The organism is Bradyrhizobium zhengyangense, assembly GCF_022012555.1.
Taxonomy (GTDB): domain Bacteria; phylum Pseudomonadota; class Alphaproteobacteria; order Rhizobiales; family Xanthobacteraceae; genus Bradyrhizobium; species Bradyrhizobium zhengyangense.
Window position 1 is genome coordinate 789,875 of record NZ_JAKLTZ010000003.1, and the last position, 15,236, is coordinate 805,110.

The window sequence follows — 15,236 nt, forward strand, 5'->3', positions numbered from 1 at the left end:
CGGCCGTTCGCATTAAGGATGCCCCGACGAACTTCGGCAGAGATGAGTTTTGCGGCGTATAATGCGGCCACCTTCGCAAATCCATTTCGGGCAATTGGGGCGCCACATAATGTCTCGTAGTCTTGCTGTTGTCTTCTCTACAGTCGTCGCCGCGTTTTCGATGACATCAGCGGCTTCTGCCGGCTGCTATAATTGCTACGCGCCGCCGCAGCCGTGCACGACCTGCTATCAGCAGCAATACGTCGCGCCGCAATACCGCACCGTCGATGAGACCGTGATGGTATCGCCGGGGGCGACCGTGGCGCACCGCACGCCCGCGCAGTACCGCACCGTGATGGTTCCGCAGACCGTGATGGTGGCGCCGCCGGGTGTGCAGTACGAGCGCATCCCGCCGCAATACGCCACACGCCAGCGCGTCGAGATGGTCTCGCCGGGTTATTCCTATTATGCTCCGGTGCAGCCGGCTTGCGGCCATTGCGGCTACTGAGCCGACATCGTAACGGACGGATTTGGCGCGGGGCTCTCATGGGGCGCCGCGCTTTTTTTGTCCGTTGCCAAGGAGAAATGGATCGCTTTGAAAGACGACGGCCCGCTTATCCGGTCTCTACCAGATTCCGTTCATGGAATGGCCACCTTGTTCGACACGACTATTCGGCGCCGCAGCCGGTCGATGAGAGCGATGTAAACCGCCCTTGGCCGACTCGCTTCCGGAATCGAGAACCAGAACTCTGAGAGAAGGGACGGATCTGTGAAGCCGCAGAATCCATAGAGCCTCTGGCCTCTGGCGTTGTAGATCTCGACCCAGGTGCGAGATGCAGAGGTATTGAGCCCGCATGGTGGCAGCTTTGGCGAAGCTGCAAAGAGCGCGGGCGAGTAATCGCTCCAGTTGACCACCCTCAGCCCGACGATAAGCGTGGGTCCGAAAATCACTTGCCCGGCAAACTGCAGGACGGGACGTGGAAACGGCTGCGCCAGCGCGGGCGTCGCAAATCCAACCAAAAGCACCAGGGCCCAAAGAATTCGCTTCAGCCTCATATTGATCCTCCCTCGAAGGCGTAGGGCCACGCTAGCGACGACCGACGGAAGCCCATTGATCCCGGTCAACGGAGAGGCGGTTCCTTTTGGCGGCGAAGCAACTACGGATCGGTCGCGATGACACCCTCCTTCCGAAACAGGGCTCCTGATGGCGCCCGAATCTCGATCGCGCCGCCAAGGCCAAACTTCGCGTTGCCTTCCCGAACGGCCTGCGATAAGCGACAGCCAGGTTTGGAAGGGTGGCCGAGTGGTTTAAGGCACCGGTCTTGAAAACCGGCGTGCCCGCAAGGGTACCGTGGGTTCGAATCCCACCCCTTCCGCCAGTATATTGTTCTCCACTGTTCACCGCCCCTCGTAGCCAAGATATTGCAATATCAGAAGAATTTCCCCTGCGCGCCACGCTTGGAGTGAGTGGCTACGGTTGCAAGCTACAAATAGATTCGCTGCCACTTGGAATTTTGAGGGGCCACCCGGCATCCGGCGCGCTAGCTCGGACGTGACCCCATAAATCTTGAGTAGCCGGCGGACGCATAAGATCTGTTCACGTTGGCGCGTAGTGAACTCCCGAAGCAACGGCCCGCGGCGTGCCAGCGTTGACAATCGCTAACGCACCGCGGTTGCAACTGCGGCTACTGCTGCTGGAAGCGACCAAGCCCAGTCACCTGCCGCCGAAACCGCTACTGCGGCAACGACGCACCCCAGGAGGAAACCGAGTAGGCGATGAAGCGAGTGACTGAGCGGCGTTGAATCTTGCGGCAGCAGAGGGTTGTGCACGGCAAGCAGGTCCATAGTCGACAAAACGGCGTTGGCCAGATTGCCGGTCATCACCGCTGTCGAGATTGCGCCGGGCACTGCGAGACGGAGGAGCGCGTATTGGCAGGCCATGGCCGACACGGCCAACAGCGCAGCCGCACCGGCCCGCAATCCAACCGGATCGGCAGATGGCTTGGCGATGACGCTGAAGATCAACAGCGTAGCTAGCATGAGGAATTGAACGCGAAGCAACAGCTGCGCCAGGTTCGAGCCGCGACGGCCGGAAGCTTTGGCGACCATCCAGATGACCGCCAGGGCCAGGTGAAGTCGACCATTCCGGCGATGACGCTGAGCAACGGCGGCAGCCGCGCCTCCAGGCGCGACAGCTTCGCTGCATCATTCGCTAAATCCACGGGCCGTTCTAATATGGGGCTGTCTTGAGCGAACATAGACCAGCAGTTCCAGTTGAGCTTCAGCGGCTCCATCGACCTCAGGTCTGGTGACCGGGGTCGTACGGCTCCGTCCTAGAAGCCAGCGCTTTGTCCGCCATCGACATGCAGGATTTCGCCCGTGACGAAGCCGGCAGTTTCAAGATAGAGGACGGCTTCGACGATTTCGTGGACCTCGCCCATGCGCCCAATTGGATGCTGCTTCGCGAGGACATCATACATCTCGGGCCTGTGCATCGACGTCTTGGTTGCCCCGGGGGCCACAGCGTTGACGCGGATTCCCTTGCTTGCGTACTCGATTGCAAGCGACTTCGTCGCCGCATTCAAACCACCCTTCGTCAGGGCCGCTAGTGCCGACGGCGCGCTGCTACTGACGTTCTCGTCGAGGCTGCTCGTGATCTGCACGATATGCCCGGACCCGCGCCTTAGCATTTGCGCGGCAGCACGCCGCGTCACGTGGAAGAAGCCGCTGAGGTTGATCGATAGCATCCTGGAATAGTCGTCGTCGGTATACTCAATGAACGGCTTTCCGATGAAGATACCGGCATTGTTCACAAGCGTGTCGATGCGACCGAACCGATCGAGTGCCTGCAAAACAATCTGCTCTGCCGTCGTCGGGTCGCCGATGTCGCCGGATACTGCGAGAATATCCGGATCCGGCGACGGCTTGATCGAGCGGGCGTTCGCAACCACACGGTAGTTTCTGTCGCGATATGCCTTGACCAACGCCTCTCCGATACCCCGCGAGGCGCCGGTGATGATTGCAACTTTGCGTTCTGTGTCCATGATGGCTTCCGTTCCTGTTCTTCGACTGCTGCTTCAGCTATTGCGCGGTCCAGCCGCCATCGACCGAAATCGCGGTGCCCGTAATCTGGTCTGCCGCAGCGGAACATAGGAAGGCCACTGTGCCTCCAAGCTGCTCCGGGGAGACGAACTCCGAGGACGGCTGTTTCTCGCCCAGCAGTGCCTTTGCGGCATCCATCTGGCTGATGTTCTTCTGCGCAGCGATGTCGCTGATCTGCTTTTCGACCAAGGGCGTCCGTACCCACCCAGGACAGACTGCGTTGCAGGTCACGCCGGTGCCGGCCGTCTCCAGGCCAACCACCTTGGTCAGGCCGATCAAGCCGTGCTTGGCCGCCACGTAGGCTGCCTTGTGGGTCGATCCGACCAGGCCGTGCGCGGAGGCGATGTTGACGATTCGCCCCCAGCCCTGCTTCTTCATCTCGGGGACCGCCGCCGCGATGCCGTGGAATGCGGCCGACAGATTGATGTCCAGGATCGCGTGCCAGTTGGCGGGCGGAAACTCTTCTACGGGTGCGGTGAACTGGATGCCGGCATTGTTCACGAGGATATCGAGGCGCCCGAATGTCTCGACCGTCGTGGCGATCAACCGGCGTACGGCGTCGCCCTTCGACATATCGGCGCCGTCGTAGACGACGCGCACCCCGTGCTCGCGCTCGATCCCGCCGCGGATCGCCTCGATCTCACTTGCGTCGCCGAAGCCGTTCAACACAATGTTGGCGCGAAGCCTGGCGAGCTGCCGGGCGATACCGAGCCCGATTCCGCTGGTCGATCCGGTAACGATTGCGACTTTGCTTTTCAACATTTGACGTCCTTTCAGTGCTTGGAGGTGGTTGTCGTCTTGGTCGGTCAGTGGCCGCCGCCGGCTTCGATATGGCCGGGTTTCGTGAGCATGAGCGCTGCTGCGAGGGCGACGATCTGCGAGGCGCCGAGCAGATAGAAGGTGTCGCTGAAGCCCAGGATGAATGCCTGCTTCTGGATGATCTTGCCGATCGCGACATAGGCCCGATGAGCCGCATCGACGCGGTCGATCACGCCGTGATTGATGAAATATTGCGTGAGCTGCTCGAGCCGCGTGCGGGTCGCGTTCTCGAACATCGAGACGGATTGCGTCAGGATGTTGGAATGATACTGCTCGCGCTTGGTCAGAAGCGTCTGAAGCGCGGCAATGCCGATGGCGCCGCCGAGATTGCGCATCATGTTGAACAAGGCCGATGCCGATCCGGCGTTCTCCGCCTCGACGCCCGACGTCGCGACGGCCGAGAGCGGGGCGAAGACCAGGGCCTGACCAAAGGCGCGGATGACGTTCGGCCATAGCAGCTGGTCCGCCGCATAATCGTTGGTCATGAAGATGTTCATGAAGTTGGACCCCGCGAACAGTGCAAAGCCGACGCCGATCACGATGCGCGGATCAAGGCGCTTCAGCAGCTGCGGCACCAGCGGAATCAACAGGAGCTGGGGAAATCCGGTCCACGCCAGCACCATGCCGATCTGCTCGGAATTGTATCCCTGGATGCGGGACAGATAGACCGGCAGGACGTAGACGGAGCCATACAGCGCGACGCCGAGCAGAAAGTTCGCGAGCACGCCGAAGCCGAAATTGCGACGGAACAGGATGCGGAGATTGAGCAACGGCTTCTTCGTCAGCAATTCGATCACGACGAACAGCGGCAGAGCGATAGCGGCGACAATTGCGAAATGAACGATGAACGGCGAGCCGAACCAGTCATCCTTGTTGCCTTCCTCCAGCACGGTCTGCAGCGCCGACAGGCCGATCGCCATCGTGATGATGCCGAGCCAGTCGCCTTCGCGCAGCAGCGACAGCTTCATCGGGCCGGGTTCGAGCGAGACATAGAGCATCGCGATCATGATCGCGCCCGGCACGGTGTTGACGTAGAAGATGTATTGCCAGCCAAGATTCTCGGTGAGATAGCCGCCGATGGTCGGACCAATCGCGGGCGCGAACGTGGCTGAGATCGCGAACATCGCGAGCCCGATCGGTTGCTTCGCCTTGGGAAGCAAGGTGATGATCAGCGTGAACGCCATCGGGATCAGGACGCCGCCCGTGAACCCTTGCACGGCGCGCAGCACGATCATCTGCGGCAGGTCCTGGGCCAAGGCGCAGGCCGCCGAGAACACCAGGAACAGGAGGGCGTTGGTCAGCAGGTAGATGCGGATCGAGAACACCTGGGCGAGCCAGCCGGAGAGTGGAATCACCACGATCTCGGCAATCAGATAGGAGGTCGAGATCCAGCCGCCATCATCGATGCCCGCACCGATCCCGCCCTGGATATCGGCCAGCGAGGCATTGACGATCTGGATATTGAGAACCGCCATGAAGGCGCCGAGCGTGGCGCCGATCACGGCAAGCCAGGTCTTGGCGGAGACGGCAGGCGTTGCAGCTTCTGGCTCGCTGGCCGGAACGTCGTCGAGGGTGGTGTTCAACGTGGTCATGGTTGTTCCTCGTCACGTGCGACTGAGCGGCGCGCGGTTGCTCAGCTGCGGGGCTTGCCGTCGCGCGAGGCGAGCTGCTTCCCGGCTGCGCGCTCGGCGACCACCGTCGACTTCGTGTCGATCGTCGGCACGGCCGACATGCCCGGACGCAACAGGCCTTTCAGGCCATGGCCGTCGAGTACGATCTTCACCGGCACGCGCTGGACGATCTTGGTGAAATTGCCGGTTGCGTTATCCGGCGGCAACAGCGCGAATTCCAGGCCACTCGCGGGGGACAGGCTGTCGACATGACCCTTCAGCACGGTCGATTCGAAACTATCGACGTATAGCTCGACGGGCTGGCCGCTACGCACGTGGGTGAGCTGTGTTTCCTTGAAATTGGCGACCACATAAACCGCATCGAGCGGCACCACGGCCATCAATTGCGTGCCGGCCTGGACATATTGGCCGACCCGGAGCGAGCGGGCACCGATCGTTCCATCGACCGGGGCTGTGATCCGGGTATAGGACAGGTTCAGCGCTGCCTGCTGCTCGACCGCACGGGCGCGATCACGCTGTGCGACGGCCTGCGCGCGCTGGGTCGCAAGCACCTCGACCTTCTGGTTGGCGGCGATCAATCCAGCTTTACCTTGCTGCAGCTGCGCGGTCTGCGCCCGCAGCGCCGCGTCGGTCTGCTGGGCGCGCTGGATGGTGCCGGAGCCCGACATCATGAGATCGTCGTAGCGGGCTCTCTCTTCCTTGGCGAACTTCAGGTTCGCCTCGGTGGCCTCCACCGCAGCGGCCTGCTGTTGAATCAACGGCTGCTGCAGCGCGATTTGCGCGTCGAGATTCTTCACCGCGGATTCCGCGGCAGCGACGTCGGCCTTGGCCTGGCTGAGGGCTGTCCTGAAGTCGCGGTCGTCGATCCTTGCCAGCAGCTGGCCGGCCGTCACCGACTCATTGTCCGTGACCAGCACTTCCGCGATGTAGCCCGATACTTTCGGCGCGATGATCGTGGAATCTGCTTTGACGTAGGCGTCGTCAGTCGTTTCCAGATAGCGGCCGGTCGTGAAATAGTAATGGCCGAAATGGGCTGCGGCAGCGACGCCGAGCGCCGCAGGGAAGGCGATCGCCGCTCGCCTGATCGCCTGTCGCGACGGACGCAGCTTCAACTTCGCCGTGGGATCTGCAACGTAATAGGCGTTCGACATGGCATTCTCCGAATGACCTGATCAAGGGCAGTTGGGCGACGAGCTGGAGCAGCCTAGTCGCGGCGATGGACGTCATGGGTGACGATGCCGAGCTCCGGGTCGGGCGGGTCCAGGCGATTCGGGTCGGCGAGGGTGCGGCGGATGTCGTCGAGGCCGCTCTGCCAGTGGGCGCGCATCGCGCTCAGGCCGAATTCGTAGTCTCGCGAATGGCCCTCGTGGCTCTTGGTCTGATAGATCAGATGAACGATGTTGTAGGCGCGCTGGCGTGCCATCTCGGCGATGGCGCACATCTCGGGATCACGCATTGCGGATTCCGGCAACTTCTCGATCGTCCGCTGCAGCGCCTGACGCATCGTCTGCATCCGCAGCGCCTGATCGGTGACGTTGCGGGTACGGCTGGAATACTGGATGTCCTTCTGCCGACTCGACACCTCCATCATGTCGTAGGGAACGCGTCCCTTGGCCGACCAGAGGTCGATCTGGAACGTCAGCGTGTCGCACGGCTCGCCGGACAGCACACGGGAAAGGGGGGTGTTGGAGACTACGCCGCCGTCCCAATAGTGCTCGCCTTCGATTTCGACGGAGGGGAAACCCGGAGGCAGCGCGCCCGACGCCATGAAATGTTTCGGTCCCAGCCGGCGCTCGGCGGTGTCGAAATAGGTCAAATTGCCCGTGCGGACATTGACCGCGCCGACGCTGACGCGGACCTCGCCCGAATTCAGTCGATCGAAGTCGACTAGCCGCTCCAGCGTTTGTTGCAGCGGCGCTGTGTCGTAGAAGCTGGTCGCTGCGTCGCCGGAGAACGGCGACCAAAGCGGCGAGGGGAAGCGCGGCCTGAAGAATCCCGGCTGGCCCTGCACCAACGCCCGCGTCGCAGCCAGCGCGTTGCGGATCGAGCGAATGTCGAACGCAAAGGGCAGGGCATTGGCCAGTCCTTCGCCGGCCGGCCACTCGATCGAGAAAGCACAGATGGTTTCCCAGAACTCGCGCAGCCGCGCGACGCGCTCGGCCTCGGGTGAGCCCGCGATGATGGCGGCGTTGAGCGCGCCGATCGAAATGCCGGCCAGCCAGTTCGGCCGGATGCCGGCCTCGTGCAGGCCCTCATAGACGCCGGCCTGATAGGCGCCGAGTGCGCCGCCGCCTTGCAGCACGAGAGCAACGACATCATAAGGCAGTGATTTGTTCGACTGCGACACAGGGTTGCTCTGCTCGCGCATCATGTTCAGCATTTTGATGACTCCCGATGGCATGGATGACGTTCGATCAGCCGGTGCTCGCATCGGCCAGGCTCTCTGCGTGGCCGTGGCGGCGCGTGGTCGCGCTTGACGCGAGATAGTCGTGGACCACGGTGCCTAGCCCGAGCGTCAGGTCGGCGACGACATGCTTGGCCGACAGCACCTGGAGGACCGGCAGCTCGGCGACCGGAGCAAGCGCATGCGAATACAAGTCGAGCGCAGCCGGCCCGGTCCATGCGCCCTTCACGGTGATGTCCTCGAGGTGGTAGCGCACCAGCTCGCAGATGCGCGGCGTGCCGTCGACATGCGGAATGATCTTGAGCAGGAAGTTCGGCGCGGTGAGCTTCTTCGCTTCCATCGCGGCGTCGAGCGCGCGATGCTTGTAGCCCATCGTGCCGGTTGCGATGCGGACCGAGCCGTAGTTCAGCGTGCCGACCAGCGTGTCGATCTCGACCGCGAGCTTCGGTTGCGCTAGCTTCTTGGGGAAACCCCACAGCTCGCGTCCGCCCGCGATGGGAGGGTGATCGTTGAGAAACATCTGATGCGTGAAGCTGCCGGTCTGGCCCTGATAGGACACCGGAATGACCTGGCCACTTTCGGTGTAGTCGCCAAAGCCGGTGGAATCGGGCATGCGGATGAATTCGTAGTTCACCACCGGCTCGGTGATTTCGAGCGGAGCCGGCACGATTCGGCGCAGCGCCTCGGGATCCGTTCGGTATTGGATGATGAAGTATTCGCGGTTGACGAAGCGATAGGGTCCGGGTGGGAAGGCCGGATTGGTCAGCGGCATTGCAAACGCAGTCGTGCGCACGGTCTCGTGTTTCATCGGTCTGGCTCCAGATTTACGGAAGACGACGGGCCGCGCTCTGCGCGAGATTCGCGGCCCGATCGATTGACACGGCTAAAGTTCGCCGACGTGCTCGGGATCGGCCGCCGCCAGTGCCGCAGCGCGTTCGGCCGGCGGCGGATAGATCCAGACGGTGTTGATCTGCTGCTTGGTCTTCTTTGCTTCCGCGCCGACCAGTTTCAGCGTTCGCTCCCACCCAAGCGTGAAGATCGCGCCGGCCTCCCCGAGGTCGAGACAGGTGGCGTAGGCTTCCTGGTGGTATGGCTTGGTCGGAATTCCCAGAAGCTCGGCGGCTGCGTTATTGCCGGCAAAGGCACCCATCCGCAGGGCATGCTGGCACGACATCAGGGCGTAGTTTCCAATTCCGTCGCACGCAGCCCTGGCGGCGTCACCTGTGGCGAACACGCCAGGCACCGACAGCACGCGCAGATCGCGGTCGACCAGCAGCCGGCCGAAATTGTCCCGCTCGGCCGGAATCTGCGCGGTCAACGGCGCGGCGCGCATGCCGGCGGCCCAGATCACGGTCGCACTCGCGATGTGCTCGCCACTCGACAGCGTGACGCCGGACTTATCCAGCGACGCGACGCCGACACCAACCCGGGTCTCGACACCGAGATTGCGGAGGGACTCCTCGATGACGGGGCGCGGGCTCGCGCCCATGTCGGGAGCGACCGCACTGTTCCGCTCGACGATGATGACACGGGGTTTGGCATCCTTGCCGAGGATCGCGCGGAGTCGTGACGGCATCTCGGTCGCCACCTCGATTCCCGTGAAACCGCCGCCGGCCACAACGACCGTGTCGCGCGCCGCGGATTGCGGCTGATGCGCCAGGGCGTGCAGATGCCGGTCGAGCGCGATCGCGTCGTCGAGCTGGTCGACGCTGAAGCCGTGCTCGGCGAGGCCGGGAATATTCGGGCGGAACAACCGGCTGCCGGTGGCGACGATCAACCGATCATAGGGAAGCGTCTTTCGTGCGCCCTTGGCCGCAACGATCTGCACGGTGCGGGTCTTGCTGTCGATCGTCTCGGCGCTGCCCTGCACGTAGTCGACGTCGATCGCGTTGAGGACGTCCAGCAGAGGTGCCGTCAGGGTCTCAGGCTTCGGCTCGTAGAGCCGGGGGCGGACCACCAGGGTCGGCTCCGGTGCAACAAGCGCGATTTCGAGAGCCTCGGGCGAGACGCCCTGGATGTCGCGCAAACGGGCTGCGGAAAGGGCGGCGTACATGCCGGCAAAGCCGGAACCAATGATGACGAGTCGCATGTGGTGGTCTCCTGTGGTTTGTGGTTGCTCGGACTTAGGCGCGTTGCCGCCGCCGCCTCTCGTTGGCGGCAAGGCTTTTGCGATCGATGATGACGCGAAGAGGTGGAACGAAATCGCGTGGTCTTACCGGGAAGCGCAACTCGACATCGAGGACTTCAGCGGGAGCCAGCGGTTGCGAAACATCACCGGCTGAGCTGCGTTCGGAAGCCAGTCGGCGTAGGGCCGAGCGTCGTCCGTGGTCATGATCGACATCACCGGAATGGCCCTCTGCATGGACTGAGCCGGAATTTCCATCTGTTCGCCGGTTGCCGAGGTGAAGCGGACGGCCAGCGAAAGGCCGTACAGGATCGTGGTTGCGGCAATTCTCCTTCGCGGTACGAATGCAAGAAGGCTGATGAGGGTTCTCGAGGCCATCGTTTGTCTCCGTATTTGGGAGCGTAGGGGACCCTGAACATCTACCTGTCCGGAGCTGCAATTGCGCCAGAGCGATTGCGGCACCTGCAGAGCGATTGTCATTACCGCGTGCGTCGTCGCCATTCGCTCGGAGTTTCGCCGGTCAGCTTCTTGAACGCTGCCGCAAACGCAGTTTGCGAAGCGTAGCCAAGCTGTTCGGCTACTGAAGCGATCGCCACGTCGCTGTCGCGCAGCATGTTCATGGCCCGCTCGAGCTGGTTCTGGCGCAGCCAGGCATGAGGCGACAGTCCGGTGCTTTCCCTGAAGGCCCGGCAAAAGTGGAAGCGCGACAGCCCGGCATCGGACGCGAGCGCGGCGAGGGACACGTCAGCATCGCTGTCCGAGCGCAGTCGCTCGATGGCACGTCGCAGCGCATGGGGAGAGAGCCCGCCCGCGATTGGCTCCTGCGCAGTCGGCGTGCCGGAGTGCTCTGCCAGGAGACGCGTCGCTATCAGATCCGTCAGTTGCTGTCTGAATAGAGCATCCAAAGCTGCATTGCCTTGCAACACGTCGGCCGCACTCATCAGCAGTTCGAAAGTGAGGGAATCGAGATATGCAGTTCTTTCCAGAAGATCGCCGGGAGCGGGTGCATTGGCTTCACGCGAAACGCGTTCGAGGGTTGCGGGCGGAAGATAGAGCTGGATGACGTCCACAGAGCCGGGGATATCCCATCGCGCGCTTGTCCCGGCCGGGATGATCGTCACCACTCCGGAACGCGCCGTGCCAATCGCAACCGACCTGCCGATGCGCCGCTCGAGGCGTTGGACCCCGGTGGGGTAAGCCATGATGACGTGGTCGGCCATGGGTTCGACCACATCGTGCAGGGCGCCATGCTTCCAGTGCGCGATTGCGCCGTTGGAGGGGTCGGAAGCCATCTGGAGCGGTGCGGTCTTGAGGACGCGCGACATCTCCAGATCGGCGGGACGCCGGTCACCGACCGGCAACTCGCGCTGGCGACCGCCAGGCGCAACCAGCAGAGCCCTCAGAGGATCGTTCAAGATCTCGTTGCTCATGGCGCTATCCTCGCATTCGGAAACGGGCTTCGTTACCTGCGGAGCGATTGATGCTAACGGACGCGCTGTCGCCAATCGCTTGGCGTTTCGCCGGTCGATCGCCGGAATGCCGCGGCGAAGGCCGTTTGCGAGGTATAGCCGAGCTCCGCTGCGACCGAGGCGATGGTTGCGTCGGTGTCGCGCAGTATATTCATGGCCTGCTCGAGCCGGTATTGCCGCAGCCAGGCATGAGGTGAAAGACCGGCGCTCTCCTTGAAGGCACGGCAGAAATGGAAGCGCGACAGGCCGGCGTCAGAAGCCAGCGCATCGAGGGAGAGGTCCGCCTCGCTGTCCGAGCGCAAGCGTTCGATCGCACGGAGCAAGACTTTGGGCGAAAGCCCGCCCACGACCGGCTGGAATGTCGTTGGCGAGCCGGTGTGTGCCGCCAGGAGGCGCGTGGCCAGGAGGTCTGTCAGTTGGAGCCTGAACAGCGTATCGAGGGCTCCATTGCCGTTCAGCACGCCGGCTGCACTCAGCAGCAGTCGGGACGTAACGGGGTCGGGGTGTGCCGTTCGCTCGAGGAGATCGGTCGACGAGGTCCCGGCTTCGTCGGCGACGCGCTTCAGCGAGGCATGAGGAAGATAGAGCTGAACGACATCGACGGATTTCGGAATGTCCCATCGGGAGCTCGATCCTTCCGGAATGATGATCACGACGCCGCGACGGAACGTTCCTTTGGCAACCGAGCTTCCGGTCCGCCGCTCCATGCGCTGGACCGTGCCATTGTAAGCCATGACGACGTGGTGGCTCATGGGTTCGACCACGTCGTGCAGCGGTTCATGTTGCCAGTGGGCGATCCCTGCACCGGAAGAGTCCAATGCCATGTGCAGAGGTGTCGTGTGGAGAACGCGAGCCATCTCCGCATCGGCAGCAAGCCGCTCGGCAGTCGGCATGTCCGCCTCGCGCGTCCTGGCCGCGACCGGCAGAGCCTTGACTGGATCGGTAATCGGCTTGCTCATGGATATTGCTCGCGTCGAGAACAACCTGTGCTCCGCTTTCGCCGGCCTATACGTGGCCGCCGAGGCAGGCTCCTTGTTCCGTGCATGATGATGGGAAACAGCGCGCAGCGGTATCGTGCTGCCGGTTCGGTCTGGCTGGTTCAGCGGATAGAGTCAGCTGTACCTTGGGATAGGATGACGCGTGATGTGCCGGATTTTCGGGTCATGCGCGTGCGGATGGCGCCACCGAGCTTGTTTCAGGGCCGGCAACCGTCAACGGCGGGAGCGCGAAGTGGAAATGCGCTCCGCCGTTCGCACGGTTCACGCCCGTGATACGACCGCCATGCGCCGTGATGATCGACTGGCAGATAGCGAGGCCAATGCCGATTCCCGTATCCTTGGTGCTGAAGAAGCTGTCAAAGATGTGTTCCAAATCCTTGGCGGGAACGCCCGGTCCATTGTCGAGAACGGAGAAGACCACCGAACCTTCGTCGTCGATCGACGTCCGGGTGTCGATCCGGCGCGTCGGTTGGCCCGACTGCACGATGGCCTGGACGCTGTTGACCAGCAAATTGATGATCACTTGCTGCAACTGAATCCGGTCGCCCATGACCTTGGGAAGCTCAGCGCCGAAGTTCGCTGAAAGGAGGATCGACTTTGAATCGATGTCATGGCGAATGAACAGGAGCGCTTCCTCGACCACCTCGTTCAGGTCGATCAGGCGCTTCTCCGGTTCGTGCTTCGCTGCCATGTCGCGGATGCGATGAATGATGTCGCTGGCGCGGCGCGCGTTCGATACGATTCGTGAGGTGAGTTGCGTGACCTTTTCCGTGTTCTGATCTTCGCGTGCCAGCCACCTCAAGCTGGTCTCGCCGTTAGTCACGATGGCCGCAAGCGGCTGATTGATTTCATGGGCGATCGACGTCGCAAGCTCTCCGAGCGTCGCGATGCGCCCGGCATGCGAGAAGTCGGCCTGCAGCTTGCGAAGCTGCTGTTCGGCGTTCAACCGCTCGCTGATGTCCTGCATGGTGATGAAGGTGTTGTCGAGCTGCTCGGGCGGCACCGGATATGTCACCGTGAACAGGACGTCGACGATCGAACCGTCAAAGGCGCGGATCCTGGTTTCCGCAATGAAATTCCGGCGGCCTTCGAAGTGCGCCACCATCACTCGTTCAGCCAGTCCTGGAGCGGCGGCGAAAATGTACCTGACGGACTTGATGAGATCGGCGGGGTTGCCGGCGCGAAACAGCGAGACGGCGTCCCGGTTGACGTCGGTGACGCGAACGACGTCTTTGGCGTGTTCGACGAGATCCGGATTGCGCCCGAGATGGGCCGCGATATCGTGGACACCGGCTGCCTTCAATTGGTCGAAAGCCTCACCTGCGCGACGCGAATCGACCTGCCAAAGCGCGGTCGGAAGATACTGGATCAGCCTGCGATATCGATCCTCGCTCGCCTGCAGTTCCCAGGTGGTCCGGTCGTCATTCGTCACGCCGTTGATCGTCACGAACACGGTGTCGGGCGGCTTCGGCTCCGCCGAATGCCAGGCCTTGATGACGGGTTCGCGCAAGCTCCCGCTCAAGACCATCTTGCGTGTCTCGAGGCGCGTGCGATCGCTGGCGACACTTTCGAGCAGTGTCGCCAGGACAGAGCGGCTCTCGGCTGGCCAGAACGTGTCGATGGATTTTCCGATCATCTGCTCGTAGCCGGCATGCGCACCGAACATGCGGACCGCGCGATCGTTGACGGCCAGGATGCGGGTTGCGGACAGCATCCTGTCGACCCAATCCGGATGCTGATCGAAGTCGATCGCGACGCCGCTACGTCGATGTTCCGCGATCGCATCGAGCAAGGGGCGCGCGGCCGACGTGTCGAGCTCCCAGGATGCAGCGAGGGACGATTGCAGCTCCGCATCCATGCGCAGATACGACGCTCGGGTGAGGGACCCGGCGTCACGACCGAATTCGACAATATCGAGAAGGTCGCCGGCGGAGTCCCGCCTGACGATTTGTCTCACGGCGGCGACGATATCAGTTCCGGTCAGCCCGCGCCGGTGGACCACACCCTCCCACCGGCCTTCGCGCAGCAGTGCGTTGAAATGGTCGGTGCCGGCGTGGGCGAGCGATCCGATCGTCTGGACATGCTGCCCGACCATCGCCAGGGCAGGCCATCCGTAGAGCGCTTCCGAGGCCGGGTTCCAGTACCTGATGACACCATGAACGTCGCTGACGATGATGCTTTCGGATGCCAGATCGGAGAGTTCCGCGACGAAAGGAGCGGCGAAAGCGGGGTCGTGGCCGTTTGCTGCGGCGCGTCGGGAAGAATTAGTCATCTGACGGTGCGTCCCGTCGATCGTCGCGCACGCCGCTTGCGCGGTTTAGCGCCGACTCCAGGTGGCGAAGCAGAACATCATCATTGACCGGCTTCGTCAGGCAGGCAAGGGCGCCGCCGCTCAGCGCGCGTGCGCGGGTGGCCGCATTTGTATCAGCAGAGATGACAATAACCGGCATCGACGAGCCAAGTTCCCGTAGTCGCTCCTGGAGTTCGAGGCCACTCCGGCCCGGCATGCTCACGTCGGTAATCAGACAGTCGAACCGATCGGGCTGATATTCGGCCATGAAGGCTTCCGCTCGATCGAATGTCCGGCATGCGAGTCCCAGCACCAAGAGGAGATCCGAAAGCGCCTCTCGCACGGCCTCGTCGTCATCTATGACAGCGACGATGGGTGCTTTGGGCGGACGAGCGGTTTTCGCTGGCATGGCCCTTCGA

General features: G+C 62.7%; 15 protein-coding genes and 1 tRNA gene. 2 read left to right on the plus strand and 14 right to left on the minus strand.

The genetic code is table 11. The annotated features are described in order from the left end of the window. Positions 1-160: 160 nt before the first annotated feature. Entirely contained in the window at positions 161-487 is a 327-nt protein-coding gene (locus tag L6639_RS14420) for a hypothetical protein (protein ID WP_128951785.1), read from the plus strand. Between the two features lie 131 nt (positions 488-618). On the opposite strand, the gene L6639_RS14425 is transcribed toward L6639_RS14420, so the two are convergent. Further along, a complete protein-coding gene (locus L6639_RS14425) occupies positions 619-1,035 on the minus strand; it encodes a hypothetical protein (protein WP_237862343.1) in 417 nt (138 codons plus the stop codon). Between the two features lie 233 nt (positions 1,036-1,268). On the opposite strand from L6639_RS14425, the gene L6639_RS14430 reads away from it, so the two are divergent. Beyond that, positions 1,269-1,358: transfer RNA gene (locus tag L6639_RS14430), tRNA-Ser, on the plus strand. Between the two features lie 280 nt (positions 1,359-1,638). Here the strand turns inward: L6639_RS14430 and L6639_RS14435 are convergent. The 13 genes from L6639_RS14435 to L6639_RS14495 form a co-directional block, all read right to left on the minus strand. Beyond that, positions 1,639-2,088 carry a DUF1275 family protein gene (locus L6639_RS14435; RefSeq protein WP_237862344.1) on the minus strand — a complete coding sequence of 150 codons (450 nt, stop codon included), beginning with the start codon at positions 2,086-2,088 and terminating at the stop codon, positions 1,639-1,641. A gap of 224 nt (positions 2,089-2,312) precedes the next feature. Beyond that, a complete protein-coding gene (locus L6639_RS14440) occupies positions 2,313-3,023 on the minus strand; it encodes an SDR family NAD(P)-dependent oxidoreductase (RefSeq protein ID WP_237862345.1) in 711 nt (236 codons plus the stop codon). 37 nt (positions 3,024-3,060) lie between these two features. After that, complete coding sequence (locus L6639_RS14445; protein WP_237862346.1) at positions 3,061-3,843, minus strand: 3-hydroxybutyrate dehydrogenase; 783 nt, start codon at positions 3,841-3,843, stop codon at positions 3,061-3,063. Positions 3,844-3,887: 44 nt separating this feature from the next. After that, positions 3,888-5,492 carry an MDR family MFS transporter gene (locus L6639_RS14450; RefSeq protein WP_237862347.1) on the minus strand — a complete coding sequence of 535 codons (1,605 nt, stop codon included), beginning with the start codon at positions 5,490-5,492 and terminating at the stop codon, positions 3,888-3,890. Positions 5,493-5,533: 41 nt separating this feature from the next. Continuing rightward, positions 5,534-6,682 carry an HlyD family secretion protein gene (locus tag L6639_RS14455; protein ID WP_237862348.1) on the minus strand — a complete coding sequence of 383 codons (1,149 nt, stop codon included), beginning with the start codon at positions 6,680-6,682 and terminating at the stop codon, positions 5,534-5,536. Between the two features lie 53 nt (positions 6,683-6,735). Beyond that, positions 6,736-7,911: a DUF3734 domain-containing protein gene (locus L6639_RS14460; RefSeq protein ID WP_237862349.1), complete on the minus strand. Its 1,176-nt coding sequence runs from the start codon at positions 7,909-7,911 to the stop codon at positions 6,736-6,738. Between the two features lie 34 nt (positions 7,912-7,945). Then, complete coding sequence (locus tag L6639_RS14465) at positions 7,946-8,743, minus strand: acetoacetate decarboxylase (protein ID WP_237862350.1); 798 nt, start codon at positions 8,741-8,743, stop codon at positions 7,946-7,948. Positions 8,744-8,818: 75 nt separating this feature from the next. Beyond that, the gene (locus L6639_RS14470; RefSeq protein ID WP_237862351.1) at positions 8,819-10,024 is read right to left on the minus strand and encodes an NAD(P)/FAD-dependent oxidoreductase; all 1,206 of its coding nucleotides are present in this window, start codon (positions 10,022-10,024) and stop codon (positions 8,819-8,821) included. A gap of 123 nt (positions 10,025-10,147) precedes the next feature. Further along, positions 10,148-10,438, minus strand: coding sequence for a hypothetical protein (locus L6639_RS14475; RefSeq protein WP_237862352.1), 291 nt, complete (start codon positions 10,436-10,438; stop codon positions 10,148-10,150). A 101-nt stretch (positions 10,439-10,539) separates the two neighbouring features. Then, complete coding sequence (locus L6639_RS14480; protein ID WP_237862353.1) at positions 10,540-11,490, minus strand: helix-turn-helix transcriptional regulator; 951 nt, start codon at positions 11,488-11,490, stop codon at positions 10,540-10,542. A 53-nt stretch (positions 11,491-11,543) separates the two neighbouring features. After that, entirely contained in the window at positions 11,544-12,422 is an 879-nt protein-coding gene (locus L6639_RS14485; RefSeq protein ID WP_377802680.1) for a helix-turn-helix transcriptional regulator, read from the minus strand. Positions 12,423-12,690: 268 nt separating this feature from the next. Continuing rightward, positions 12,691-14,799, minus strand: coding sequence for a PAS domain-containing sensor histidine kinase (locus L6639_RS14490; protein ID WP_237862355.1), 2,109 nt, complete (start codon positions 14,797-14,799; stop codon positions 12,691-12,693). Beyond that, entirely contained in the window at positions 14,792-15,226 is a 435-nt protein-coding gene (locus tag L6639_RS14495) for a response regulator transcription factor (protein WP_237862356.1), read from the minus strand. Before L6639_RS14495 ends, L6639_RS14490 begins: the two co-directional genes overlap by 8 nt. Between the last annotated feature and the right edge of the window lie 10 nt (positions 15,227-15,236).